The organism is Ureibacillus sp. FSL K6-2830, from assembly GCF_038004145.1.
Lineage (GTDB): Bacteria > Bacillota > Bacilli > Bacillales_A > Planococcaceae > Ureibacillus > Ureibacillus thermosphaericus.
In genome coordinates this window covers 3,083,461-3,109,924 of sequence record NZ_JBBOQR010000001.1, presented here as the reverse complement: position 1 = coordinate 3,109,924, position 26,464 = coordinate 3,083,461, and the positions used below count along the sequence as shown (strand labels likewise).

At 33.6% G+C, this 26,464-nt stretch carries 22 protein-coding genes; 10 read left to right on the top strand and 12 right to left on the bottom strand.

Going from position 1 to position 26,464, the window contains the following annotated elements; translation table 11 throughout:
- Positions 1 to 36 precede the first annotated feature (36 nt).
- The gene (locus tag NSU17_RS15420) at positions 37 to 939 is read left to right on the top strand and encodes a DMT family transporter (RefSeq protein WP_096552512.1); all 903 of its coding nucleotides are present in this window, start codon (positions 37 to 39) and stop codon (positions 937 to 939) included.
- Positions 940 to 1,061: 122 nt separating this feature from the next.
- Here NSU17_RS15420 and NSU17_RS15415 read toward each other — a convergent pair whose 3' ends face one another.
- The 6 genes from NSU17_RS15415 to NSU17_RS15390 form a co-directional block, all read right to left on the bottom strand.
- Positions 1,062 to 2,261 (bottom strand): branched-chain amino acid ABC transporter substrate-binding protein, encoded by a 1,200-nt coding sequence (locus NSU17_RS15415; protein ID WP_340705442.1) that lies wholly within the window; start codon positions 2,259 to 2,261, stop codon positions 1,062 to 1,064.
- Between the two features lie 232 nt (positions 2,262 to 2,493).
- Entirely contained in the window at positions 2,494 to 4,038 is a 1,545-nt protein-coding gene (locus tag NSU17_RS15410) for a solute symporter family protein (RefSeq protein WP_340705441.1), read from the bottom strand.
- Complete coding sequence (locus NSU17_RS15405; RefSeq protein ID WP_016838104.1) at positions 4,035 to 4,361, bottom strand: DUF485 domain-containing protein; 327 nt, start codon at positions 4,359 to 4,361, stop codon at positions 4,035 to 4,037. Before NSU17_RS15405 ends, NSU17_RS15410 begins: the two co-directional genes overlap by 4 nt.
- Positions 4,362 to 5,543: 1,182 nt before the next feature.
- Positions 5,544 to 5,912 (bottom strand): helix-turn-helix transcriptional regulator, encoded by a 369-nt coding sequence (locus NSU17_RS15400; RefSeq protein ID WP_096551123.1) that lies wholly within the window; start codon positions 5,910 to 5,912, stop codon positions 5,544 to 5,546.
- A 279-nt stretch (positions 5,913 to 6,191) separates the two neighbouring features.
- Positions 6,192 to 6,941: an HAD-IIB family hydrolase gene (locus NSU17_RS15395; RefSeq protein WP_096551125.1), complete on the bottom strand. Its 750-nt coding sequence runs from the start codon at positions 6,939 to 6,941 to the stop codon at positions 6,192 to 6,194.
- A gap of 220 nt (positions 6,942 to 7,161) precedes the next feature.
- Positions 7,162 to 7,356, bottom strand: coding sequence for a hypothetical protein (locus NSU17_RS15390; RefSeq protein ID WP_340436591.1), 195 nt, complete (start codon positions 7,354 to 7,356; stop codon positions 7,162 to 7,164).
- Positions 7,357 to 8,154: 798 nt separating this feature from the next.
- Between NSU17_RS15390 and NSU17_RS15385 the strand changes: the two genes are divergently transcribed.
- Complete coding sequence (locus NSU17_RS15385) at positions 8,155 to 9,546, top strand: nucleoside-diphosphate sugar epimerase (RefSeq protein WP_340705440.1); 1,392 nt, start codon at positions 8,155 to 8,157, stop codon at positions 9,544 to 9,546.
- Positions 9,547 to 9,731: 185 nt separating this feature from the next.
- On the opposite strand, the gene NSU17_RS15380 is transcribed toward NSU17_RS15385, so the two are convergent.
- Positions 9,732 to 9,890 (bottom strand): hypothetical protein, encoded by a 159-nt coding sequence (locus NSU17_RS15380; RefSeq protein ID WP_016838111.1) that lies wholly within the window; start codon positions 9,888 to 9,890, stop codon positions 9,732 to 9,734.
- 128 nt (positions 9,891 to 10,018) lie between these two features.
- A complete protein-coding gene (locus NSU17_RS15375; RefSeq protein ID WP_340705439.1) occupies positions 10,019 to 10,444 on the bottom strand; it encodes a GatB/YqeY domain-containing protein in 426 nt (141 codons plus the stop codon).
- A 322-nt stretch (positions 10,445 to 10,766) separates the two neighbouring features.
- Between NSU17_RS15375 and NSU17_RS15370 the strand changes: the two genes are divergently transcribed.
- Positions 10,767 to 11,561 carry an enoyl-CoA hydratase/isomerase family protein gene (locus tag NSU17_RS15370; protein WP_340436593.1) on the top strand — a complete coding sequence of 265 codons (795 nt, stop codon included), beginning with the start codon at positions 10,767 to 10,769 and terminating at the stop codon, positions 11,559 to 11,561.
- Between the two features lie 159 nt (positions 11,562 to 11,720).
- Here NSU17_RS15370 and NSU17_RS15365 read toward each other — a convergent pair whose 3' ends face one another.
- Positions 11,721 to 12,524 (bottom strand): hypothetical protein, encoded by an 804-nt coding sequence (locus tag NSU17_RS15365; protein WP_340705438.1) that lies wholly within the window; start codon positions 12,522 to 12,524, stop codon positions 11,721 to 11,723.
- A 165-nt stretch (positions 12,525 to 12,689) separates the two neighbouring features.
- Between NSU17_RS15365 and NSU17_RS15360 the strand changes: the two genes are divergently transcribed.
- Positions 12,690 to 13,853 (top strand): aminotransferase class I/II-fold pyridoxal phosphate-dependent enzyme, encoded by a 1,164-nt coding sequence (locus tag NSU17_RS15360; RefSeq protein WP_340705437.1) that lies wholly within the window; start codon positions 12,690 to 12,692, stop codon positions 13,851 to 13,853.
- A 138-nt stretch (positions 13,854 to 13,991) separates the two neighbouring features.
- On the opposite strand, the gene NSU17_RS15355 is transcribed toward NSU17_RS15360, so the two are convergent.
- Positions 13,992 to 15,161 carry an AI-2E family transporter gene (locus tag NSU17_RS15355; RefSeq protein WP_340705526.1) on the bottom strand — a complete coding sequence of 390 codons (1,170 nt, stop codon included), beginning with the start codon at positions 15,159 to 15,161 and terminating at the stop codon, positions 13,992 to 13,994.
- Positions 15,162 to 15,276: 115 nt separating this feature from the next.
- Positions 15,277 to 16,227 (bottom strand): LCP family protein, encoded by a 951-nt coding sequence (locus tag NSU17_RS15350; RefSeq protein ID WP_340705436.1) that lies wholly within the window; start codon positions 16,225 to 16,227, stop codon positions 15,277 to 15,279.
- 186 nt (positions 16,228 to 16,413) lie between these two features.
- On the opposite strand from NSU17_RS15350, the gene msrA reads away from it, so the two are divergent.
- From msrA to NSU17_RS15320, 6 genes are all read left to right on the top strand, one after another.
- Positions 16,414 to 16,932 (top strand): peptide-methionine (S)-S-oxide reductase MsrA, encoded by a 519-nt coding sequence (msrA, locus tag NSU17_RS15345; protein ID WP_340705435.1) that lies wholly within the window; start codon positions 16,414 to 16,416, stop codon positions 16,930 to 16,932.
- A gap of 428 nt (positions 16,933 to 17,360) precedes the next feature.
- A complete protein-coding gene (locus NSU17_RS15340; RefSeq protein WP_340436601.1) occupies positions 17,361 to 18,017 on the top strand; it encodes a 2OG-Fe(II) oxygenase in 657 nt (218 codons plus the stop codon).
- A 319-nt stretch (positions 18,018 to 18,336) separates the two neighbouring features.
- Positions 18,337 to 19,941 (top strand): ABC-F family ATP-binding cassette domain-containing protein, encoded by a 1,605-nt coding sequence (locus NSU17_RS15335; RefSeq protein ID WP_340705434.1) that lies wholly within the window; start codon positions 18,337 to 18,339, stop codon positions 19,939 to 19,941.
- Positions 19,942 to 20,511: 570 nt separating this feature from the next.
- Positions 20,512 to 21,111 (top strand): hypothetical protein, encoded by a 600-nt coding sequence (locus NSU17_RS15330; RefSeq protein ID WP_340705433.1) that lies wholly within the window; start codon positions 20,512 to 20,514, stop codon positions 21,109 to 21,111.
- A gap of 644 nt (positions 21,112 to 21,755) precedes the next feature.
- The gene (locus tag NSU17_RS15325; RefSeq protein WP_340705432.1) at positions 21,756 to 23,078 is read left to right on the top strand and encodes a GntP family permease; all 1,323 of its coding nucleotides are present in this window, start codon (positions 21,756 to 21,758) and stop codon (positions 23,076 to 23,078) included.
- Positions 23,079 to 23,100: 22 nt separating this feature from the next.
- Positions 23,101 to 23,865: a 3-hydroxybutyrate dehydrogenase gene (locus NSU17_RS15320; protein WP_340705431.1), complete on the top strand. Its 765-nt coding sequence runs from the start codon at positions 23,101 to 23,103 to the stop codon at positions 23,863 to 23,865.
- Between the two features lie 105 nt (positions 23,866 to 23,970).
- Here NSU17_RS15320 and NSU17_RS15315 read toward each other — a convergent pair whose 3' ends face one another.
- Complete coding sequence (locus tag NSU17_RS15315) at positions 23,971 to 26,169, bottom strand: penicillin-binding transpeptidase domain-containing protein (RefSeq protein WP_340705430.1); 2,199 nt, start codon at positions 26,167 to 26,169, stop codon at positions 23,971 to 23,973.
- Positions 26,170 to 26,464: the final 295 nt, after the last annotated feature.

Genomic DNA, 26,464 nt, shown 5'->3' with positions numbered 1-26,464 from the left:
ACTATTGTTATCATCGTTTATTTTGGGGGAATCATTATGGGGAAATTAGTGTTATCCATTGAACATCGTTCGAAAGGAATGGCGTTAGTAATTCTTGCTGCATTGTTTTGGGGAATATCCGGTACTGTTTCCCAATATATGTTTCAACATTTACATATCAACACAGAATGGTTTACAACTGTTCGGTTACTACTTGCTGGATTGTTATTATTAATCATTGCCTATAATAAAGAAGGAAAACATATTTTTGACATATGGAAACAAAAAAATGACGCCATTCCATTAGTCATTTTCGGAATATTTGGTATGATTGGTGTTCAATATACATATTTAGCTGCTATCAAACACGGAAACGCGGCAACAGCAACGGTTTTACAATACTTAGGTCCAGGATTAGTGACAATGTATTATCTTATTATTGCCAAACGTCTACCAACATTAAAAGAACTGATTGCAGTTTTTTCAGCACTTTTTGGAACTTTTTTGCTTGTCACACACGGAAACTTTCAAACATTAACGATTTCAAAAGAAGCTTTTTTATGGGGGATTCTGTCCGCCCTTGGTTTAGCATTTTACACGATTTATCCAATTAAATTATTAAAAAAATGGGGATCCTTTATTACCATTGGCTGGGGAATGTTAATAGGGGGAATCGTTTTTAGCATTATAAGAGCTCCTTGGCAATTTGAAGGACAATGGCATATTGAGGCAAACTTTGCTTTCTTATTTGTCGTTGTTTGCGGAACCGTTCTTTCATTTTATTTTTATTTAGATAGCTTAAAATATTTAAGCGCCTCGGAAACAAGTTTACTAGCTTGTTTCGAACCATTATCCGCAACATTAACATCAGTAGCATTCTTAGGGGTTGCTTTTGGATGGATTGATTGGATTGGATCGTTATGCATTTTACTAACAATAGTTATTTTATCGAGAGAGTAGGGAAGGGAACCATCGAATTGAATAAAATGATAAAAAGAGGAAAGCTCATCTGCCTTCCTCTTTTTGTTTTGAGTAAAATGCATTGTTTATTTTTCTAATGATTTTGTTGTTAAAAGCCTTTTTTATTGGCTTATTTCACCAACATATGTGGCTGGATAAGTTGCTTCATCAAATTTATAAAGATACAATTTTGCGTTGATATTATCGCCTTTTTCATCAAAAGAAACGTCTGTTAAAACGCCTTTATAATCTTTGACGGATCGAACTGCTTCTGCTACCTCTTTTCTAGATGGTAACTCACCGTTATTGGCATGAATGGCTTTTTCTAATCCTTGTAAAAATACTCCCATCGCATCGTAAGCATATGCAGAATACGGCTCGATATCTTTATTAAATTTCGCCTTATAATTTTCAATAAACTGTTTACCTTCTGTTGTAGAGCTCGCATCTCCAGCAATATTTGTAATATACACATTTTTCACTGTTTCACCTGCAATATCGACAAGCGCCGAGGAATAGAGCGCATCTCCACCCATAATTGGAATTGTTATGCCTTTCTCACGTGCCTGTTTTATAAGAATTCCACCTTCGCCAAAAATACCTCCAAAGTAAATTAAATCAGGCTTTTTATTTAACACTAAGTTTAATACGCCATTGAAATCTTTTTCGCCAACAGTAATTCCCTCATACCCTACAATCTCAGCACCTAGATTTTCAGCTTCCTCTACAAAGGCGTCTGCCAATCCTGTTCCATATGTTGTTTTATCTTGAATAACAAAAATCTTTTTTGCTCCCAATCCATTCACCGCATATCTTGCTCCTGCAGGCCCTTGATGATCATCTCTTGCAACGATGCGATTAACTGTTGCCAGCCCCCGATCTGTCACTTCTGTTGCTGTACTTGCAGGGTTGACCATTGTAACATGATACTTTTCATATATTTCGGAAGCCGCAATCGATACGCCAGAGTTATAATGACCGATAACGCCGTAAATAGATTCATCTGCTCCAATCAAATTGGCATTGGATACGCCTTTTTTTGGATCTGCCTGATCATCGTATGGTTCCAATTGTAATGTAAAACCCATTTCCTCAAACTTCGCTAATTCTTCCTCTAATTTCATTTGAGCGCCTAATTTGATGGCTTCACCAATGATAGCATTACTACCAGACATTGGTGCATGAGCAGCAATTTTGATGACTTTAGAATTTGTTGAATAGGAAGTGTTATTAGAAGTATTCGATGTGCTGGTAGAACAGCCTGCTAGTATTCCAAATAAGAAAAGCAAAGTTAAAATAAGAATGGTAGTTTTCTTCAACATTACACCCTCCAAACCCGTCATATTCCAACTGCATACCAATTAAAGTTATTAAAGCTTTATGTGACAGATTTGTGATATATACCATCTAGCAATAAAAAAATAAAAATATTTCTACTATAATAAGAATTAAATAGAGAATAACAATTGGAGAAAAGAGTAGGGGAGTAATGGATAAAAGATGTGCAATTAAAAAATCCTTGAGTTATGAAACTCAAGGATCAAAGGGTTAGAATTAGTGAGAGACTTTATTAACGGAAATACCAGTTTGTGCGCGAACTTCAACTTCGCTATATTTTGCATAATCAGTTTCTTTAGATAAAATAGTTCCAATCCAACCGCAAATGAAACCAACTGGAACAGAAATAATTGCTGGGTTTGTTAAAGATACTAATGGCGTACCTACGAAAATCGCTTTACCTGGTTCTGGATTCCATACGTTTGGTGAAACTGCCACAAGAACTAAAGCAGTAATTAATCCACCAATGATAGCCCATACAGCACCATTAGAATTGAATCGTTTCCAGTAAATTGTGTAAATGATTACTGGTAAATTAGCAGATGCAGCAATACAGAATGCTAATGATACCAAGAACGCAACGTTAAGTGTTTGAGCTCCTAATGCAAGTAAAATAGAAATAACGGAAATGACTAATGAACCAATACGAGCAGCAATAACTTGCTCTTTTTCAGTAATTTTGCCTTTTTTAACAATTTGACCATAAATGTCATGAGATAGGGCAGAAGCACCTGAAAGTACTAGACCTGCAACTACCGCTAAAATTGTTGCAAAGGCAACAGCTGAAACGAATGAGAATAAAATATCTCCACCTAAAGCTTCAGCAAGTAATGGTGCAGCCATGTTACCAGCAGGGTTTGCAGCAACAATAGTTTCTTTACCAACGAATGCAGCTGCTCCAAATCCTAAGAAGATAGTTAATACATAGAAAATACCAACGATCCAAGTAGCCCAAATTACTGAAGAACGTGCAGTTTGAGCATCTTTAACTGTGAAGAATCGCATTAAAATGTGTGGAAGACCAGCAGTACCTAATACTAATGCTAATAATGTAGAAATTGTATTAATACCGCTCTTATAAAGCATACCAGGATTTAAATAAGCTTCACCTGCTTCGGTAGCAGTAGCCATTTCAGAGAACATTCTAATAATACTGAAATCAAATCTCCATAAAACTAAAAGTGAAATAATTGCAGTACCAAACATTAATAGAACAGCTTTAATAATTTGTACCCAAGATGTAGCAGTCATTCCTCCGAACAATACATAGATTGTCATCATGACGCCAACGATTAATACAGAAACCCAATAAGGAATACCGAATAATAATTGAATAAGTGCACCTGCACCAACAAGCTGTGCAATCATGTAGAACAATACGATAACAATTGTACTTAATGCAGCTGCTCCACGAACTTTTGCCATATCGAAACGAGCAGTAATCATGTCTGCTAAAGTGAATTTACCTAGATTTCGTAAAGGCTCAGCAACAATATATAATACAACTAAATAAGCTACTAAATAACCGATGGAGAAGTAGAAACCATCATATCCATATAAAGCAACGGAACCTGCAATCCCTAAGAATGATGCAGCAGATAAATAATCCCCCGAGATCGCTAGTCCATTTTGCCAACCTTTAAGGCCGCCGCCAGCAGTATAGAAATCACTTGCAGTGCTGGTTCTTTTAGAAGCCCAATAAGTAATATACAAAGTAACAGCAACAATAGCTAAGAACATGACTATAGAAGTAAGACTCATTGACCAGCACCTCTTTCGTATTCATCAATAATTTCTCTTGCTTCTTTGTCAAATTTGTTCGCTCTTCCCACATAGAAGTGTGCCAGTCCCCAAACCATTATAAAGAGACCAAATGAATAGAACCATACCCACGTAATTTCTCCAATTGCTTTTTGATGCAAAATTTCTGTGTACGATGTTAAAACTGGAAGAAGCATGTATAAGACAAAGAAAATTACTGCCATCGTCCAGAGAAATGAGTTTTTCTTTCTAGATAACTGTCTGAACGATTCCATTTTGGCGATTCTTTCGTAATCAATTTGCTTTCCGCTATCTTTCGCCATAAACATACCCCCTTATTTTTGATTTTTTTTTCTGTTTTGTGTGCGCAAAATTCTTTTTTAAGAATTTTACAACCTTAATTTTATTTAACAGTTCAAAAAATTGCAACAACTTTTTCTATAAATATTCCAATTTTTTTTAGTAAAAAACAAGATTAAAAGAGAAATTTTTTTCAAAAGTTAAGAAATATACAGTATGATAGATCTAATTGTTTACCAATTATTATACATATTTTTAGGATATTATAACAATGAAGGATAATGAAAAAAACAAAAAACAGAAAAAAGGGAAAAAAAGTTAGGAACAATGACCGAAGAAATGGGTGTGAATAGAAGTTAAAAATTATTGAAGGAATAACAATTATAGGAAAGTACAAGATCAACATATGTGAAATAATGATGATTCTATATATAGTTATGTATAACTGAAACATTTTATTAATTTAACAGTTCATATTATTAAATTTTTATTAATTTAAACTAATAAATCGGTAAAATAAATACAGTTATTTTAATTCTGTCTCACTATTACAAGTATTCTTAAATTTTGAGATATAACTTCTGATAAGATATATTATGTAAACTAAAAACAGAAATAAAAAATTAGTTTATTTTCATTCCATAAAATATGAATTCTTTCCCACCCATTGAATAATCAATAAATGGTTGAGTATCAATTTGTTGGTTTCAAAAGATTAAGACGGATGATTAATTGTTTATCAAAAGTTTTATTTAATTTGACTTTCCACATGTATTTTTGTCAGTATTTTTCTACTTAATTGATTTACACACGAATCACCCTCAATAACACTTTACTTTTGATATTTTAATCCAATTAACCGTAAATATAAGTGATTTCCCAACATCAATCTTTACTTATCAAAACTAAAATTGATATGTTTGGCCACCTATATATTATAATTAGAAAATTTATTATCTCGAGAGAAATGCTACTGAGGTTTTGATCGTTCCAGTGGCAGCAAAATATACTCCATCTCCATATTATATTTCGTTATAAATTGCTCTCGCTTTTTTCAGCAATCACTATTATATACGGTTGTTCCGTATATCATAAACAATTCTAAAATCAGACATTTCATTCATCGGAGATTTGCTTGGACTAAAATAAGTAATAGAGGATGGGTTATCAAATAATATATAATGTAAGATACAGATTTTTTCTATTTAACCTCTCTTCTGGGAATAATTATCTTTTAGAGCCCTACTTAGTAGTGCAATTGAACGGTCGATGTCAGCTTTAATCGTATCTTTGTAGGCTTTTACCTTCTCTTTGTCTCCCAGCCTATAAATATAAATCGTCTGCATTTCTGTCCCTTCTTTTGTTATTGGCTCCCTAACAACATAGCCCTCTTTTAACAACTCATGCAATGACTTATAAATTTCAGATTTTGTTGGTTTATAACCGAGATCTTTAAAATGATTTTGTAATTCTTCTAATATTTGAAGTCCATAAAGTCTTCCCTTCTCTGCTGCATGAAGCATATAAAGTTTTAAGTAAGCTCTTTGTTTAATGACAAATGTACTTTTCCCCATTTTATCCCTCCATAATAGCTGTACGTGTTTTTACTACATTTTAATAAATCGTTCGGAGCGAGTGTTTTCAATAAATAAAGGATTTTTCAGAACCATCCTCTATAAGAATATAATAAACGAGTTTATTGATAAAAGTAATAGGGCCTGACGAACTTTTTGTCAGGCCAAACCACTTATTATATGATTTTAAAATTTCTCTCCAGGTCGAAATTTATTGCTTTATAAGCATCAAATGGCTACTAAAAATTGCTTTTCAAAGGCACTTCAATTGTTCAGTTATCATAATAATGAGAGGATTTTATCTGAGATTGCTTGTTCAACATCGCCGCGCATCGATAAACTTTCCTTCGCAAAAGGTGCTAGTTGTTCGTTTGAACCAATCATCACGTTATGGAATGCATGTTCAAACATGGATATATCATTTGCATCATTCCCGAATGCAATATAAGTATTTTCCTCAATTCCCAATGACTTTAAAGCACTTCCTTTATGAATCCCCTTTGGACTAATATCTATTACATCTTCATTGCGATGTCTATGTACAAAAACTTCAAGTTTTAAGACCTGTTCAGATAATTTATCCATATCATTAGCTGTTAATAATAATACTTTTACAATTTTATCAAGAGAATCTATATTTACTTGTTTAGCTAATTTTCCTGGATCAATATTATGAAAAATTGGGTGTGTTTTCGGTCCAGTATAAGCATAATTCCATTCCCCATCAATCAAATAAGTAGCTTGATACAGATTAATCAGTTCTTTTAATTCTTCCACTACCTTCTTTGGAAATGTGTGACTTTTTATCACTTTTCCCTCTTTCCATATTAAAGAACCATTTCCGCCTATCATTGTCAGATCATGAAATTCTTTATCTATTACAGGCAGCATATCACGAATGGGGCGCGCTGAAGCAAAAATGATTTCATGCCCTTCTTCCCTCAACTTTTTTAACGATTGAAGAATTGTTTTTGATATCGGTTGCCCATTAAACACAATCGTCCCATCTAAATCGAACACATATATCAATGAACTCACCTTTTCTATGGAATAATACCATTTTAATGGTAGACTAAAATAGAGTACTTGTAAATAAACCCCAACAACATCTTTGTTTATGTCATATACACTGCTTTTCGCTCTGTAGTTCAAATCAAAATACGCTAGTTACAGAAACTGTGTAACTAGCGCTCGACAAATTGAGGTCGCCTACATATTGCATTGAGACGCCCTTTATATTTTAATTAGATTATGCTCTAGCAATGGTTAAGTTAGTAGTATCTGTACTTAATAATCTTGTTGCTCCGCTAATGAAAGTTACCCAAACTAAGAAATTATCTTGGAATGCAATGAAGATTCCTTGTTGGTTTGAAAAACCATTGCCTCCTACCAAAATAGTGTCACCGAATTCTAATCCTAAATTGTTAAAGTGTTTATCCATCACTTCATTCACCTCCATTCTTGAAGTTACTATAATAAATGCAAGTTTTAATAATTGATTTGAGTCATATGTACTAGAAATGAAGGAAAAAATTTCACATTTTTATAGAAAACATCTAACGTAAATCTCCTTCTACAAATGCCTATTCCTATTAAATAAAAATAATAACTACAGGCAAAATAACAGTAATTAGACAATCACTAACTTCCTGTATTATCTAAAATTTTTATATAATCCTTCAAATTTAATTGGAGTAACCATATCATTTTTACGTGCTAGTCCTTCCCCTTCCCCACTTCCCTTTTATCAACTCGAAAATATTTTCTTCAGCAATGAAAAGACTATCAATATTATTTAGGATGAATTTCCTCTACCTTAATTTTTTGATCTGCCCACTTGAGTTATATTGCCTCTCTTACAAATTTCGAGGAAAATTATTCTGTTACAAAACTAGCAACCTGGTTTTTCTAATCATTTTTGCTGCTCCATTTAAAAACATTTTTTTAGAAGTTCTATTTTGAATAAAAAATCATCCAAACTTTCGTGGATGATTTTTTTATAAATGATCATTTTTTACTTAATTATTGTTCATGTTCAATCAAACAAAATGAAGAATTTGTTAAAATTAATAAAATTAAATGCAAATTATTCATGATTATGATATAACTTTCATAAACTTTACAAGATAGTCTATTCGTACATATACATGGAGATACTGTTGTTTTTTCCATCAATTTATTCAAACAATTTATTCTACGTTATTATTCCTAAAAGGGTATAATAACAATATGGAGGTCGAGCATGCTTAAAATTAAAAAAATCGAATTTATTAAAGCAATATATGATGAATCTTTATCTCATAATATTTTTTCAATTGCTAACATCTATTTTTCAAATTATCCGCCTATTCTAGGTGCGTTAATATATTGGAAGAAAAATAATTCGCGGTCTGAATTTACTCGTGAAGGCGAATATAAATTTTATTACAATCTTGATGACATTACTTATTTTGCTGCTGTAAAATTTCCAAAAAATACGAAGTTAACGAGAGATCAAAAACAAGAATTATCCTATATTTTATTAGACGAAAGAGGTTCCATCGGGACATATACCATCAAAACTCATTCAAGCCGTCGAAAGCGATTTAATCCGAAAAAAACCCTTGAACAATTAAACATTCCTGATGATTTTGATGTCACGTCCATACCTGTTCATTACGGTCCGATTATTGATGAAACAAGTGCAGAAGAAATCCAAAGAGACAATCCGCATTTATCAAAGAAATTTATAATGGATTATTGCTACTGGAGATATAGTTTAATAAAGTTGCATCCAACGGAATTTGAGCCATATTTAAAATATGTAGATTTTGCTTATGTATGTTATGCATGTGATCAAATCACTGAAAAATATTTAATCGATCATTTAGATTTAGTAGATGTTGCCGCGCTGCAATATAATTATCCAGTACTCGCAAGACTAACTCCTTCATTTAAAAAATATATTGTTGACGAATTAATACGTAAAAAAGAAGAAATCAATCCTCATTTTGCAGATGAAATTGATGAATTTATTGAAGATGACACTTATTTTAGTGAATATGCAACCATTCATTTAATAGATGATGATGAATATGAGGAAGAAGAGGAAAAAATAGATTTCCAATTTTTTGAGTTTGATCGCGGTCCATTTAAATGGCCTGGCAGCGAACACATGGTAAAAGGGATTCCTTCCCTCGCTTGCCAGTTATATGATGACATGGGTTATAAAAAGCCAACAAATGAAGAAATGGATGAGCAATTTAACAAATACAATGCAAAACAAATTTCATTAATTAGTGCGATTTTAGAGCCCCATTGGTTAAATCGATTTAAAGATAAAATTGATTGGAAAATCGTATGTTTATATAATAAACATTTAACGGATGAATTTTTAAATGAGCATATAGAATACGTAGACTTTGAATGCTTAGGAAACAATTTAAGGTGTGTTTTATCGGAAGAATTCATTGAAAAACATATGAACCAATTCAATCACGATAAACCGGTACCATTAATTATTCGCTTTTTAACAGAGCAAATGTATTTAAATCATAAAGATAAAATCAAAGTAAATTCCGACTTACTTTTCCAATACTATGATTGTATTGGTGCTCCCGAATACAATCGTATACTCGATTTATTGGATGAATAGCTTCATTATCTTTTTAATTGAACGCCATTTTTAATGAAAATGGTGTTATTTTTTTACATACTGCAATTTTTTGCAAATAAATACCTCACTTGTTGTTACAAAACAAGTGAGGCTTTTAATCGACTTCAATTTTAAATATATCCAAATTATTAACCTCTTTCCTATAATCTAGCGATTTTATCTGATTATTTAACTTGTTCTTTCATTATTCGTGCATGCTCATTAAATCTGTCTAACTGTTCTTGAGATAAATGTTCGATAAAGTTTGTAAAATTGATTGGTTCAAGACCAAACTGCTCACATTTTGAAACATAATACTCATAGCCTTCTTGATAAATTGTCATACATATCCCCCTTTTATATTGTACTATAACAGTTGTTTTATTTTGATTCTAATATAGTACAGTTTTAATTTTCTGTCAACGGTAAAATGAAAGACTTGTCTAATGATTTAAACAAGTCTTTGCTAACCTTATATGAGGTTTTTCACCATTTTTGCGATTGTTGCTCCATCAGCCTTGCCAGCAAGGAGCGGTTTTGCAATTTTCATCGCCTCGCCCATATTCATTCCTTTTGTAATACCTGCATCCTCTAAAATTTTGACAATTTCTTCTTCTGATAATTGTTTTGGCAAGAAGCTTTGTAATATTTCCAGCTTACGATTTTCTTTTTCAATTAAGTCTTCACGGCTCGCTTGTTTTGCACCCTCTAACGCTTGTTGAATCTGTTTCAATTCACGATGAATAACCGCTACTTCTTCTTCAAATGAAAGTTCAGAGCCTTTTTCTTTTTCTGCTTGATCTAATGCAGATTTTAATAATGTTAGAACTCCTTTCGCCACAACATCTTTTTCTTTCATGGCTTGTTTTAATTGTTCAAAAACTGCTTTTTTCAACATAATTATGCTCCTTTATTGATGTTTTATGTATTTCATTATAATAAAAATATTCAACTATATTAATTAAAAGACATTCATTGCAATGGCTTACACTACATTTTATATAAATATGTGCTCGATTGAGCTTGCAGTATCACTACGACGATTGGAGCAGATGGTCATCTCAATGTTTCATTTCTTTTCATTCCTCCTCCCTACCCTTCCTAAATAAATTTGACGATTATTTCTGAAAATTGTTTAATTTATTGTGAATATTGAAATAGCTGTAGGATAATTTACTTAATTCAAGTAATATGAAACTAATGTAAAGGAGGCATTGAGAATGCAAGTTCGTACGACGAGACTCGAAGAAGAAGAAGCAAAAATTGTCTATCAAGAAACAGCTGGTTTAGCCATTATCACCATTCATCGACCGCAATTAAAAAACGCTTTGACAGCAAAAATGTGGGATCAACTAGCAAAAATCGCTACGCAATCTATAAAAAATCCAAAAAATAAAGTATTAATTCTTCGGGGATCTGGTGAGAATTTTACTGCTGGTTCAGATATAAAAGAATTCAATCGCATGTCATTAGAAGAAGCTGAAGAGGCCTTTGTTCGAATGGAAAATACAATCTCGACTATCGAAAACTTACCACTCCCTACCATTGGTGTCATTAACGGTCCAGCGATGGGAGCAGGTCTTGAGCTTGCATTAGCTTGTGATATACGAATTGGTTCTGAGAAAGCTCGCATGGGAATTCCGGTTGGGAAGCTCGGCATTACATTGAATAATAAGTTTGCAAAACGACTCGTTGATTTAGTTGGCCCATCAACGACAAAAGATTTTGTTTTCACTGGCCGTACATTTAAAGCAGAGGAAGCATATAGAGTCGGTATGTTAAACTACTTAGTACCTGAAAAAGATTTAACCCGTTTCTCTATTCGATTGGGAAAACTAGTGGCGAGCATGTCCCCTGCTTCATTACTGGCGGTCAAAAATTCGGTAAAAGAGTGCGTTAACTCAACTCCAGCTCTATGGCAAGGCTCCACGTCTTTTGTCGATCCTGAGGATTTTCCTGAAGGAGTACGTGCTTTCGTTGAGAAACGAATGCCTCAGTTTAGACGGAAAAACTAAAGCTTTGTGGGCTTTAGAAAAATCATTAGTAAATCCAAATCACGGCTATCGATTCCCTTTCGCCTAAAATCAATAACTGCAAGTAGATGTTTTCATATAATTCACACAAAATGAATAGTAAGACTGTCCGAAAAAGTATTGTAGTTTTTGGACAGTCCTTTACATTATTCCTTTAATAAAAATTTGCATTTGCATTGGTTCAAATTCAAAATGGCGTTGAAATTCAATGGAAATCTGCTTTTGCAATTCTTCGATAGCATTGACCACATCGTAATGTACTGGTGCTTTCATCTGAAGGGATATATAAATGTTGGGCGTCAATTTCTTCATTGTGAATTGTATAGAATCTACTTTCGCGATAACCGGATAATTCGAAACAACATAGTGAATTAAATCAATAAAAACATTCGGTGATATTTCAATTGTTTGACGATGAAAATCAGGTTGAACAATCGTCGTTTCTCCTAATTTCACTCGGTTCTTTGAAAAAATATCAAACCCTTTTTGAATAAAACGTTTAAAAAAATTTTGCTCTACTTGACGATAAGGAATGGGCATTAAATGTTTACCTTGAGTCGAGCGAATAAATTGAGCTAATTTAATCTCATTTTTCGATCGTATGTTATCAATATAATAAAACTGTTGAATTGGACCAATGTTCAATTGTTCAGCAATTTTTTTTGTCATTTTATCGCTCGTTCCAATAATTAAAATCGATTGAATATGATGTTTTTTTATTGCATCCATTACTTCTTTTCTATGTAATTCATCTTGAAAGATCGCTCTTCGAATAGCTTTTATCGTATTTTTTTCAAATTTTGCTGAAATACCTGCAATTTTTTGACCGTTCTTAATTAATAATCCATCATCAATGATTGCTTCAATTCGATGATCATGGGCGAACTGTAAAGCGCTCGTGCTTTTTCCAGAACCACTTGGACCACTTAGGGAATACACTCTCATATTTTCATCTCCAAAACTTTTACTATTTTTCTTGTATCATAAACAAAATTGTTAATTAAATCAAAAAACTTAATATTTACTGTATTGAAGAAAGATTAAAAGTATTGAAAGATATGTTAAAATATTTTTTAAATTCGAATTCGTCAAAATTAAGGAGTGTTATTATTGAATATTGTACCTTCTAAGAAGATGTCATTATTCCAACCAGCAATATTCGGTCAATTAAAGGATCATGCAAAAACATATCAAGAAAAAGGAATGAAAATGATTGATTTGAGCCTTGGAAGTCCAGATCTACCACCTCATGAAATGCTTCGGAATCACATGGCGGAAAAAAGCAAAAATCCTGCTGCCTATGGGTACACATTAACAGGAACAATGGAATTTAATGAGGCAGTTGCACGCTATTATAAGAGAGTCAATAAAGTAGATGTTAATGCCGAGTCAGAAGTTTTACTCACAATGGGTTCTCAAGAAGGACTAGTTCATTTACCAATCGCCTTTTGTGAGCCTGGCGATATCGTTCTCACGACAAATCCTGCTTATGTCGCTTATATTGCCGGCATTCACTTGGCAAGTGCCCGCCCCTACTACATACCATTAAATAAAGAAAGAGGGTTTCTTCCAGAATTAACAGCAATTCCTGAAGAAATTGCCCAGCAAGCGAAATTGCTCATTTTGAATTTACCAGGTAACCCTGTTCCGGCAATGCCTACTATCGAATATTTTACGGAAGTTGTAGAATTTGCAAAAAAATATAACATTATCGTACTACATGATGCGGCCTACTCAGAATTTTACTTTACTGGAGAGAGACCAATCAGCTTCTTAAATGCTCCAGGTGCAAAGGATGTTGGAATAGAAATCAATTCTCTATCAAAAAGTTTCAGCTTAGCTGGCGCCCGAGTAGCTTACATCGTTGGCAATAGAGAAATGATAAATATTATGAAACAATTGAAATCAAATTTAGATTACGGTATTTTTGAACCGATTCAATCCACTGCCGCACTTGCTTTAGACAATTCGGAAGTTATCACTGATCATTTACGTAAGACATTTGCTGAAAGACATCAAGTCATTACAAAAGGGCTAGAAAAAATCGGTTGGGAATATGCCCCATCAAACGGAGGGATGTTTGTTTGGGCGAAATATCCTTATTCCATTGATAGTGTGTCTTTCGCATTTAAAACTATAGAACAATCAGGAGTAATCATGGTCCCAGGAATTACATTCGGATCTGAAGGAGAAGGATATGTACGCATTGCCCTCGTTCAAGAAAAAGAATTGTTAGAGGAAGCGATTGAACGGTTACGCGAATTAAAAATTTAATATTATTCGAATTGATAAGCTATCATTCAATTGAATAGTTGAATGATAGTTTTTTCTTTATTTAGAACTGCGTTTATTACTTTAGTCTTGCAAGTTATTTCTTCTAAAAAATAAAAAACCGGCTAATAAATAGCCGATTTATTCTACATGATATTTATTCGTTTCATCTTCTTCAAATCGATTATAGCGCCTTTTAAATAATTGGAACATGTATGTCACTAACACTTTCAGCAAGGCATATCCTGGAATTCCTAATACGACACCAGCCACACCAAATAATGAACCCGCTGTTAATAATACGAAAATAATCGTAATTGGATGAATCTTTAATGAAGAACCCATGATATTCGGTGTAATAAGCTTTCCTTCAATTAATTGTACTATCGTCCATACTATAATTAATTTCAACACCATCAATGGTGAATTTACGATTGCAATGATGATGGCAGGTGTGATGGCGATGGCTGGCCCTAAATAAGGCACAACACTTGTAATCATCGCTAAAAATCCAAGTAAAAACGCATAATCTAACCCAATGATTAAAAATCCGATTGTCATCATGACGCCGATGCAGAAAGAAACTAAAATTTGACCCTGTATGTAATGACTGATTTGATGATCCATTGCTTTCATCACTTTGGATGCATCATTTCGCATGCGAGGAGGAAAAATACTTAAAATGAATTTTGGGAATTTTTCTCCTTCATACAATAGATAGAATAAAATAAACGGTACTGTTACTAAAGATAAAACGATTCCCGTTACCGTTGAAACAAATCCTGTGATACCACTCGCTACAGTAGTTGCTAAATTCGCAAAAGTTTCCCTTACCGTCGTAATTAAATTGTTCGTTACATCCAGTAATACTCGGTCATAATCAATATTGTATTTCGAGAATAGTTCATTCACACCAGAATTATTTAAAAACGTAACAATCCCTTCTACAACTGCCATGAAATAAACAGGAAACTCATGTACTAAATTCGTAAATTGATCCCGCAAAAATGGGAAGACAAGTAATACCAATAATGTAATGGCGCTAATCGCAATAATGAATATTAAAATAATTGACCAAATTCTCGGGATCCACCGTTCCAACAAATATAATAACGGTCTAAATAAATAATATAAAATGACAGCAAGAACTCCTGGGAGTATTACTACTTCAAACAATACTTGAATCGGGTAAAAGATAAACGAAACTTTATTAAAAACGAAAATTACGCAGCCTAATAATAAAAGAACGAATAGTGAGAAAAGTAAATTTTTACCTCCAAGGAATCGAATGTATTTTGTTGTCTGAAACATGGAATATTTATTTTGTTTTACTTCTTGCTCTAATTCTTTGTCTTTTTCCAAAAAATCACCTCATCAAATTTCGACAAAATTATTTTATCATGAATAATTTCTGAAAAAAACTTCTCTACTCCCCTATTTTTAAAAATTCATGCAATTTTTTCTTATTGGCCTCCAAGTCAATTTCAATGACCGATCCTGCATGTTGATAGGAGTTAAATCGATATGTCCCTTCTACAGGAATTGTCATCTTTTCGATGGAAGGTGATCCACCTTTTGCAATTGATAAAGCAGTTTTTAGTTCCTCTACAGAAGACATATCCGTGATGATATAGCCTTGTGCTGCACCGATAAGCTTTGGTAAATTTTTTACATTTTTCGGTTTTAACAATTCGTCTTTTAATGCTTCAATGACTTTTTGTTGACGCTCTACTCTTCCAAAATCACCTTCAGCATCGTGTCGAAATCTCGCATATCCTAATAACTCTTTACCGTCTAAACGTTGCAAACCTTTTGTTAAGGATACGCCAATATAAGCAGACATGTCTTTTTCAACTTCTATTTCAATACCATTTGGTGCCAAAATATCAATCATCGCTTCAAAGCTTTTGAAATCAATCACCATATAATGATGAATCGGGATTTCAAACATATGATTTAATGTATCTTTCAACAGTTGTACCCCACCTAAATAATAAGCGGTATTTAATTTCCAACGATCATATCCTGGTATATCTGCATAAATATCTCGCATGAAAGAAACTAACTTTAAATCGTTGGTTTCTTTATTCCAAGAAAGAACCATCATCGTATCGGATCGGGATTTTTCCTCTCCCCTACTATCCACACCAATGATTAAATAATTCTCGATTTTTTCTTTAGGTTCATCGGGTGTAAATTCTATTTCTTCTTTATTCTCTTCGCCAGCTAGTTCTAACCCCGTACGATATTGGTGAATAGAATATGCAATGATTGCAATCAGCACAATGAAAATTGAAAATAGTATTACTCTACCTTTACGTAAACGTTTTTTCTTATAACGTTTTTCACTTCTACTACGAACTTGATTTTCTTCCATATTCATTCCCCTCAGACATATAACTTTATAAAAATATAACGATAATCAAAACGATAAGTTCGATATCAATTATTATACTATGCTATTTTACGAAAAGCTTTTTTTGCATATGAAAGTTGTAAATTTGATACTATAAAGTTATCTTGTAACATTGTTAAGAATTTTAAGCAATAGGAAGTGAAAAAAATGGAAAAAGCAACATTTGCTGGTGGATGTTTTTGGTGTATGGTAAAACCATTTGTTGAATGGGATGGAATTGAAAAGGTAACATCAGGTTATATGGGAGGTCATGTTGAAAATCCTACATATGAAGAAGTTAAGTCTGGGAAAACTGGACATTTAGAAGTCGTACAAATCGAATTTAATCCAGATGTATTTCCATATGAAAAGCTTCTTGAAATTTATTGGATGCAAATTGACCCAACGGATGATGGAGGTCAGTTTCATGATCGCGGGGAATCTTATAAAACAGCCATTTTTTATCATACAGAAGAGCAACGAATCTTAGCGGAAAAATCGAAGAAACAACTAGAAGCAAGCGGCAAATTCAAAAAGCCAATCGTAACGGAAATTCGACCTGCCACACTCTTCTATGAAGCAGAAGAATATCATCAAGATTATTACAAGAAAAATCCCGAACATTACCTTGAAGACCGAAAAAAATCCGGAAGAGATGAATTCATACAAAAATACTGGAATAAATAAATGTTGAGCGGTTAAAAGTATGTTACTTTTGCCGCTCTTTTGATTTCTTTTAAAAACGCTCATTATGATTTGAAAGTTACTTCCCTGCTTTCCTAACTAAAAAACTTCCTTTTTATTTATCGGTAATTAGTTTACATAATATTTATATATTCATCTTAAATGGTGAAAAGTATTATTCAATAATCGATAGAAACATTCAATGTAACTGGGATTGGATTTAGATCTACTCATTACCTAAAGACTTTTGTAACCTATATCATTTCGTAGAACAAAATTGCTATAGGTGAAAATGATTAGATCACATCCATTTTTTTATAAAACAGTAGTGAAAAAATGAGAAAATTATTGTAAAATTTAATTATTCATTTCAATATTCCTTTTTATACCTTTTTATTACATTTTATTCCATCATGCGGAGGGAATGAGCATTGACTACATATGTTACAAATACTCGTTCAAATGAACCAACAATTTTTAACTTCACTGGAAACAAAATCAAAACAGAAGACAGAGAAATTGATGTATTGGTAAAATTTGAGGAACCTTTAGTCGTTGTACTGGGTTCTGTATTAGATGATGAAGAATGTGACAGATTAATTGAATTATCAAGAAATCGTCTTCAACGTTCCAAAATTGGTGTAGAAAAAATTGTTAGCGATATCCGAACTAGTAGTGGGGCATTTTTGTCGGATGTTCAAGATGACCTTGTATCAACAGTTGAAAAAAGAATTTCTTCTATTGTAGGTATCCCTGTTGAACACGCAGAAGGTTTGCATATTTTAAATTACAAACCTGGACAAGAGTATAAAGAGCATTTTGATTATTTCGCAGCAACAAGTAAAGCAGCAAGCAATAATCGAATTTGTACAGTTGTTTTATATTTAAGTGATGTAGAAGATGGCGGAGAAACCTATTTCCCAAAACTTGGATTAAAAGTGTATCCTAAAAAAGGAATGGCTGTATATTTTGAATACTTTTACAACAACCAAACTTTAAATGAATTAACATTACATGGCGGCGCTCCAGTTAATATAGGTGAAAAATGGATTGCAACGCTTTGGTTTAGGAGAAAGAAACTCGATTAATTTAATATGACAAATTTCCTTCTTTTCTTAAAAGTCATTGCCTATACATTATAATCCTCTTTTGCATTCCCCTTCCTACATAAAAATGCAGAATTGGATTACTCATGATTCCAATTCTGCTTATATTTTGTTAACCAGTCCCCATTTCATTACGTTGTTTTTATTCTATTCTTTCAAACTAATTCATCGTTGAATGCCAAACCTTCTATAGCTTTTCCCTTCACTTCTTGATATAATGGTGCCATTATGTGTAAAAGAGAAAAAGAAGTTAGATTCCATCTTTTTTGCACATTGAAGTAGTATTAAAGGAGGAACTTACATGATTCAAGTAAGTAATGTAGGTCTTCGTTATGGTGATCGCAAACTTTTTGAAGATGTAAATATTAAATTTACACCTGGGAACTGTTATGGTCTCATCGGAGCAAACGGAGCGGGAAAATCTACGTTCCTTAAAATATTATCAGGAGAAATCGAACCACAAGAAGGTCAAGTAATCATAGGGAAAGACCAACGTTTAGCGGTATTAAAACAAAACCATTTCGAATATGACGAATATACGGTATTAGAAACAGTGATTATGGGACATAAGCGCCTGTATGACGTAATGAAAGAAAAAGACGCCATTTATATGAAAGAAGATTTTTCAGATGAAGATGGCATGCGTGCTGCCGAACTAGAAGCGGAGTTTGCAGAATTAAATGGTTGGGAGGCTGAATCAGAAGCGGCCACTCTATTACATGGCTTAGGTATCAGCGAAGATAAACATTATATAAAAATGGCTGATTTAGAAGGTTCAGAAAAAGTTAAAGTATTGCTTGCTCAAGCATTATTCGGCAAACCAGATGTGCTGCTATTAGACGAGCCAACAAACCACTTAGATTTAAAAGCTATTCGTTGGTTGGAAGAGTTTTTAATCAACTTTGAAAATACTGTAATCGTTGTTTCCCACGATCGTCACTTCTTAAACAAAGTATGTACACACATTGCTGATTTAGACTTTGGACGAATTCAAATTTATGTGGGGAACTATGATTTCTGGTATGAATCTTCCCAACTAGCTTTAAAAATGGCACAAGAACAAAATAAGAAAAAAGAAGAAAAAATTAAAGAACTTCAGGAATTTATTGCCCGTTTCTCAGCAAACGCTTCTAAATCAAAACAAGCGACTAGCCGTAAAAAAATGCTCGAAAAAATACAATTGGAGGATATTAAACCATCCAGTCGAAAATATCCGTACATTAATTTCCAAATCAATCGCGAAATTGGAAATGACTGTCTATCTGTAGATGGCTTAACTGCAACACAAGATGGTCAAGTATTATTCAAAGATATTCGTTTCTTGATGAATCGCGATGATAAAATTGTGTTGTTAGGGAATCCTTTAGCAAAATCCGCATTGCTCGATATATTAATGGAAGAACGACAAGCTGATAGCGGTACATTTAAATGGGGCGTAACGACTTCGAGAGCCTACTTCCCTATGGATAACTCAAAATACTTTGAAGGCAATGAGAAAACATTAGTGGATTGGTTGCGCCAATTCTCTCCAGAAGATCAAACAGAAACATTTTTACGTGGTTTCTTAGGACGTATGCTCTTCTCAGGAGAAGAAGTAAAAAAATCACCTTCCGTGTTATCCGGAGGCGAAAAAGTTCGCTGTATGCTAGCAAAAATGATGCTTTCTGGTGCAAATGTGTTACTACTAGATGAACCAACAAACCACTTAGACTTAGAATCCATTCAAGCTCTGAACAACGGTTTAATTGCCTTTAAAGGTGCGATGATTTTCACATCCCATGACCATCAATTTATTCAAACAATAGCAAACCGCGTCATTGAAATTCAAGATGACGGGACTATTCTTGATAAACAATGCACATATGACGAATTCCTTGAATGGAAAGAAGCGCAAGGATTATTGTAATTTAGTGCAAGGCTGTTCGGATATTATTCCGACAGCCTTTTTTTGTGTATACATTAAGATTAGGTGAACAACAACACTTTATAGGATTATAACCAACATTCTTAGCAAGTTGCTTGCTCCAACGATAAACAAAACGATTTAATAGTCAAAATGATGAATATAATAGTCATTCTTTAACAAATATTAGTCAAACTTGCATCGATAATAGCCAACCACTAATTTTCCGCTTCAAAAATTTGTTTTATTAGTCAAAATAATCGATTTAATAGTCATTCTTCCAGTTATAATAGTCAAATTTTCATTAATATTAGCCAATCGCTAATTTTTCGCTTCAAAAATTTGTTTTATTAGTCAAAATAATCGATTTAATAGTCATTCTTCAAGAAATAATAGTCAAATTTCTATAAATAATAGCCATTCAATAAATAAACCCATTTTTGTTTACATAATATTATTATCATTAATTTAGTGTTTGAATTTATATAAAACTATATAATGATAAATACTAACCAATGAAAGGAGTCGATAACACTGAAGGCTTTTTATCTTTCTCTCTGCTTTTTGTTCCTGTTGATTGGCTGCCAACCCCAAGAAAACACAACTAATCAAAACGATGTTTCCCCAACCGATCAAAATGCTTCAGAAAATAATCATGAAGACTTAAGTCAATTTTTTAAACCTGATAAATCCATTGCGAAGTTCTTAGGAGACGGGAATGAATTTGCAACGTATACTGAAAAAACAACTTGGTTGGACAAAGAATATGTAGGCACGATTGTCGATAACGGCGGCGTAACCATGATGAATATTTACAAAATCGGCGATGATAAAATTGAAATCATTTACAAAGAACCGGTTGACCACGATGCAACTTTCCCTGGATTAGAAGAAATCAAATCAATGCAGCCAATTGAGACTTATTTTGCAAAACCAATTCAAGTCGGTACAACGTTCGGCAATTGGAAAATTGTCGACACAGGTATAAGTGTTGAAACCCCATATAAAACATTTGAAGATGTAATTGTAATTGAAGAAAACGGTGATAACTATGTAAACCGTAAATATTTCGCGGAAGGATTTGGAGAGATTAAAACTGAATATAAAATGAATACAGATCAAGGCGAAAAATATATTGTCACTTCCACTTTAGAATCCATTACAATGGATTAAAGTTTATACTTAATACTCAGCAATCACCAGACAAAAGGAATAGAAAAACCGAACGATTTTTTGAAACTCTATATTTAGTTTCAATATCGTTCGGTTTTTATTGTGATTGAAATAACAAAATACATATTAAATTTTATGAAAGTTCATTTTAGTTCTAACCCTACCCTCTTCTCCCATTATTCTGCGCCTTAGCCATCTAGAATATAAATTTCCAGTATTTCTGAGCATCTAGTACAATTTTCTCAAAATATGTTTCCCTAGTTTTTTGATGGAGACAACGGATTTCATGTAAAACTCATTTTCTAAGTGGGCATTTATAATTGTTGTTATATAGGATGATACATGTATAACTTCTACCAAATTCTTCATCAATAGCAATTTAATTTTTAAAATAGAATCTTTATCATGCATAATATGCTAAGCAATCATTCATTAAATTTGAGCTCTTCTTCGCAATCATATGATTAATTTTATATATGTAAATCAATGAAAATCATTTTCTGCTACTTTTGACTTATTTAATATAATGGATCTATTTTTAGAGATTAATTTCTACCCTTTTACATACGTATTAATGAGGAATTTCTGAAAATATGTAAGAAATTTCTTGAGAATTCTAGAATTTTACAAAAGGGAGGTTTTTTATGGTATTAGGATTTATTGCGCTTCTAGGTAGTTTAGCATTAATGATTTATTTGACGATGAGAGGCGTAAACTTGCTGATTGCAGCCCCTTTCGCAGCATTTATAGCGGCAATATTAAGCGGTATTACAATTTTCCCACAATTAGCTACTGAAGGAGATCCTGATTTTATTACAAGTTATATGGGCGGATTTACGGGATTCATTAGTTCTTGGTGGCTCATGTTCTTAGCGGGAGCAATATTCGGAAAGGTGATGGAAGATAGCGGTGCTGCAGATAGCGTTTCAAAATGGATTATCGAAAAAATCGGTGCTAAACATGCCATTTTAGCAGTTGTTTTTGCATGTGCTGTTCTTACTTATGGTGGTGTTAGTTTATTCATTGTTGCCTTCTCCGTATTCCCAATGGCATTAAGCCTATTTAAAGAAGCCAATTTACCAAGAAGATTCATCCCTGCTGCTTTGGCATTGGGATCAGTAACGTTTACGATGACTTCTGCTGGTTCACCGGAGATTCAAAACTGGATTCCTATTCAATATTTGGGGACGACGCCTTATGCTGGGTGGCAAGTTAGCTTAATTGTGGCCATCTTTATGGCTGTCGCAGGGTATTTTTGGCTAAAATGGATGGTCAATCGTGCTGTTGCGAAAGGTGAAAAATTTGTTGCAAAAGAAGCAGATAACCTAGATAAAGGGGAAAATCGTGCACTTCCTAGTCCTTTACTTAGTCTTTTGCCATTAATCGTTGTGCTCGGGTTTTCGTTTATTTTCCATGAAAAGTTAGGAACATCGGCATTAATCATCGCTCTACTAGGTGGAATTATTACAACTTATCTTATTAGCTTCAAGTATATGCAAAATCGTGATAAAGCAATTGCAGAAGGTGCACTGGGAGCCGTGATTGCCATTGCGAATACAGCAGCTGTGGTTGGTTACGGCGGCGTTGTAAAACAAACAGAAGCCTTTTTAACGACGGTTGACTATATGACAAGCATCCCTGGCAGTCCACTTATCGGTGGTGCTATTGCTGTTGCTGTATTAGCAGGTCTGACTGGTTCATCTTCTGGCGGTCAATCTATCGCTTTACCGTTAATTGCACCACATTACTTAGATATGGGGGTCAATCCGGAACAATTGCACCGTGTTGTTGCCATTGCTTCTGGATCGTTAGACACATTGCCACATAGTGGTTACGTTGTTACAACCATCACTGCCATTGCACAAGAATCGCATAAAGATGCTTATCCAGCAATGGGTGCTTTAACAGTCATTATTCCGTTACTCGGAACTATTCTAGCAATCATTCTATTCTCTTTAGGTTTATAAAAATAATGTTGGAGGTCCAAACATGAAAGGAAAAACACTTTTTGTTACAGGAAGTGCACAGGGAATTGGATTTAAAATCGCAAAAAACTTTGCTGAAGCGGGTGCAAATGTCGTCATTTCGGATATTCATCAAGAAAAATTAGATCAAGCATTAAAGGACTTACCTGATAATGTTTCAAGTGTTGTCTGTGATGTAACGAGCGAAGAACAAATTAAACAGGCAATTGATTTCACTGTTGAAAAATACGGTTCGATTGACATTTTAATAAACAATGCAGGCATACAACATGTAGCGTTCATTGAAGATTTCCCTACCGAAAAATTTGAATTAATGATTAAAATTATGTTGACTGCCCCATTTATTACGATGAAATATGCGATTCCACATATGAAAAAGAATCAATTCGGCAGAATCATCAATATCGCTTCGATCAATGGTTTAATTGGATTTGCTGGAAAGTCAGCATACAATTCTGCAAAACACGGTGTAATTGGTCTAACAAAAGTAGCCGCATTAGAAACAGCACCGCATCAAATAACTGTGAACGCGATATGTCCAGGCTATGTAGATACAGCTTTAGTTCGAGGACAATTTGAAGATTTGGCGAAAACTCGCAATATAGCAGTTGAAAATGTGTTAGAAGAAGTCCTTTACCCTTTAGTTCCTCAAAAGCGGCTAATTTCGGTAGATGAGATTGCTTCCTTAGCGCTTTTCTTAGCTAGCGATGCCGCTAAAGGAATTACAGGGCAAGCAGTTGTGTTAGATGGAGGTTATACCGCTCAATAAGCGAATGTTCAACATTTACTTAGATTGAAATAGTAATTAACATAATTTAAAGCAACATCTTCTCTTGGGAGAAAATGTTGCTTTTTGAATTGTTGTTGAAATTTATTATTCATTTACAACTTGTTCTTCTGTATCCTCATCAATTTTTTCATTCGTAGTTGGAGGTAAAATTTCTTTCTTCACAGTTTCGTCAGTGATTTTACTACTTGCATATTTCTTTTTCAATTCGAAGTATACATCCAATACTTCTCGGGCAATTTGATTGTTATGTGAAATATATTGGCTGAAGTTTGTTGTCACCCAAGGAATCACCACAGCATAAGCAACCTCAGGGTTTTCAAATGGAGCAAAGCCAACATGAGATACTGTTTGAGTTAATGTGCCAAATTTTTCTCGAATCGGACCATAGTAAACTACTTCCGCAGTACCTGTTTTCCCTGCTGCTGTAAACGGTGCATTTGCAAATTGAGCGCGGGCAGTACCTTGGCTGCCAATATATACTCTGCGAAGCCCTTGTTTTACATGATTAATTTCTTCTTCAGTATTTGAGATTCTATTCAAAATTTTCGGTTGGACTTCTTCAATTAACGGTCCTAAAGTTTTTCCATCTTTAGATGGTTCACGAATTTCTTTTAATAGTCTTGGCTGCACTCGATATCCACCGTTTGCTACCGTTGAAATATATTGCACCAATTGCATCGGTGTATACGTATCGAATTGTCCGATTGCTAAGTCTAGAATTTTACCAGGAGTATCCATGTTCCCTTGGAATCCTGCAAATTCATTCGGTAAATCAATTCCTGTATTGACACCTAAACCAAATTCAGCATAACCATTTCTCATTTTTTTCAAAACATCTTCTTTTAATTGTAGCCCCATATTATAGCGATAGTTTACTCCACCAATTTTCATAGCAATTTGGAACATATAGGAGTTTGAAGAACGCTCTAACGCTGTTAAATCATTCATTGCAATGCGGCCACCTCTGTTGAAGATGGAACTTTTCGATTTTGTACCTGCAAGCTTAATTGGTTGGTCAATTAAAACTGTACCAGGTTTTATAACGCCCTCTTTATATCCCATTAATATAGTAGCCGCTTTCACCGTTGAACCGGCTTCATAAGCTGTCGTAAATGTTCCGTAAGAATAATCAATCACATATGGTTTTCCCGTTTCTGGATCCTTTTCTATTTTCTTTCCAACCATCGCTAGTATTTCACCAGTATTCGGATTCATCATCACGAAAAAGGCACGATCCAATAAGGAAGATCCACCCATCGATTTTAATTGCAGCAATTTCTCTTCAACAATTTTTTCAGCAGCTGCTTGCAATTCAATATCGATCGTTGTTACTAAATCATTCCCAGGTTTCCCTTCAAAGGTCGTAATCATATCTATGACTTCGCCTTTTTTGTTCGTAATATTTTTCACAACAGATTTATGGCCTTGAAGTAATTCTTCATATTGCGATTCAAAATAACTTTCTCCAACCCGATCATTTCGGGAATAACCACGGGCTAAATAATAATTTAATTCAGACTTTGGAATCCCCTTACTAGGGACTGTTGTTCTACCTAATACCGATAAGGAACTTAACTTCACCCTTTTCCAATCGGTCGTCGTATTGACACCTGGCAATTCATATAATCGTTCAGAAACACGTGCAAACTCTTCATCGGATACATTTTCACTTTTAATAATTTGTGGAGACAAATAATATCCAGAAGACATTTCACGATAAATTGCTAACACTTCCAAATCAAAAGGCGTTAGCTCCGCCAATTCTTCTTCGGTAATTCGATCTCTCACTAATTGGTCGATTTCTGCTTGAGCCTTTTTCTCATCTTCATGTTTTTCCTTTATTTTTTTCTCTTCTGCTTTCGAAACTTTCGCATAGGCTTTTTCTGTATTTTTTAAAATCCAAAAGTCTTGCTTATCACGAAGCGTTACTCGTTTCGTTGGTTGTTCAATTAGCATAGCCAATTTTTCAGCGACTTCTAACATTTCTTCTTGAGACGTTGATTGAAACTTTGTATATGTAATGGCGTTTTGCGGATCGTTATCTACGAGAATTCTTCCATATCGATCATAAATTCTTCCACGAGGAACACTCGTATTGACCGCTACTTCTTCCGTTCTTTCTATTGCCCGAACATATTCTTCTCCTTTTACGATTTGTAAATAACCTAAGCGAAAAATGAGCATGGAGAACAAAACAAAAATCGAAATAAACAGGACGTTCATTCGAAATGAAAGACTGGTACGAGAGTTTCCTTTATTGTTTGTTTTCTTTACATTTCGCATATGTCCCCCCCTTTCAAAAAAACCCATACATGCTCTTTAGTATATCATTTTAAAGTTTGAGAAAAAAGGAGATTCCCTTCTTGATTTGTAACGGTTCTTTTTATTTTTAGGTTTCCTTTTTTAACATAAAGATATTACTTGGATTTTTCAAATTAAACATTCTTCGATGATTAGTTTAATAAAAATTAAAAAACATCAATAAATAAACGTTGATCAACTTTTTCTATAAAATAGAAAACGACTCAAGCTTCCTACATTATGAAGCCTAAGCCGTCAAACATTTTTATGTTGTTAA

Coding starts and splice junctions, on each gene's coding strand:
- NSU17_RS15415 (WP_340705442.1), bottom strand. CDS start 2,261: ATGTTGAAGAAAACTACCATTCTTATTTTAACTTTGCTTTTCTTATTT.
- msrA (WP_340705435.1), top strand. CDS start 16,414: ATGGAAAAAGCAACATTTGCTGGTGGATGTTTTTGGTGTATGGTAAAA.
- NSU17_RS15420 (WP_096552512.1), top strand. CDS start 37: ATGGGGAAATTAGTGTTATCCATTGAACATCGTTCGAAAGGAATGGCG.
- NSU17_RS15325 (WP_340705432.1), top strand. CDS start 21,756: ATGGTATTAGGATTTATTGCGCTTCTAGGTAGTTTAGCATTAATGATT.
- NSU17_RS15315 (WP_340705430.1), bottom strand. CDS start 26,169: ATGCGAAATGTAAAGAAAACAAACAATAAAGGAAACTCTCGTACCAGT.
- NSU17_RS15350 (WP_340705436.1), bottom strand. CDS start 16,227: ATGGAAGAAAATCAAGTTCGTAGTAGAAGTGAAAAACGTTATAAGAAA.
- NSU17_RS15380 (WP_016838111.1), bottom strand. CDS start 9,890: ATGACAATTTATCAAGAAGGCTATGAGTATTATGTTTCAAAATGTGAG.
- NSU17_RS15405 (WP_016838104.1), bottom strand. CDS start 4,361: ATGGCGAAAGATAGCGGAAAGCAAATTGATTACGAAAGAATCGCCAAA.
- NSU17_RS15335 (WP_340705434.1), top strand. CDS start 18,337: ATGATTCAAGTAAGTAATGTAGGTCTTCGTTATGGTGATCGCAAACTT.
- NSU17_RS15375 (WP_340705439.1), bottom strand. CDS start 10,444: ATGTTGAAAAAAGCAGTTTTTGAACAATTAAAACAAGCCATGAAAGAA.
- NSU17_RS15355 (WP_340705526.1), bottom strand. CDS start 15,161: ATGTTTCAGACAACAAAATACATTCGATTCCTTGGAGGTAAAAATTTA.
- NSU17_RS15370 (WP_340436593.1), top strand. CDS start 10,767: ATGCAAGTTCGTACGACGAGACTCGAAGAAGAAGAAGCAAAAATTGTC.
- NSU17_RS15410 (WP_340705441.1), bottom strand. CDS start 4,038: ATGAGTCTTACTTCTATAGTCATGTTCTTAGCTATTGTTGCTGTTACT.
- NSU17_RS15400 (WP_096551123.1), bottom strand. CDS start 5,912: ATGGGGAAAAGTACATTTGTCATTAAACAAAGAGCTTACTTAAAACTT.
- NSU17_RS15365 (WP_340705438.1), bottom strand. CDS start 12,524: ATGAGAGTGTATTCCCTAAGTGGTCCAAGTGGTTCTGGAAAAAGCACG.
- NSU17_RS15320 (WP_340705431.1), top strand. CDS start 23,101: ATGAAAGGAAAAACACTTTTTGTTACAGGAAGTGCACAGGGAATTGGA.
- NSU17_RS15385 (WP_340705440.1), top strand. CDS start 8,155: ATGCTTAAAATTAAAAAAATCGAATTTATTAAAGCAATATATGATGAA.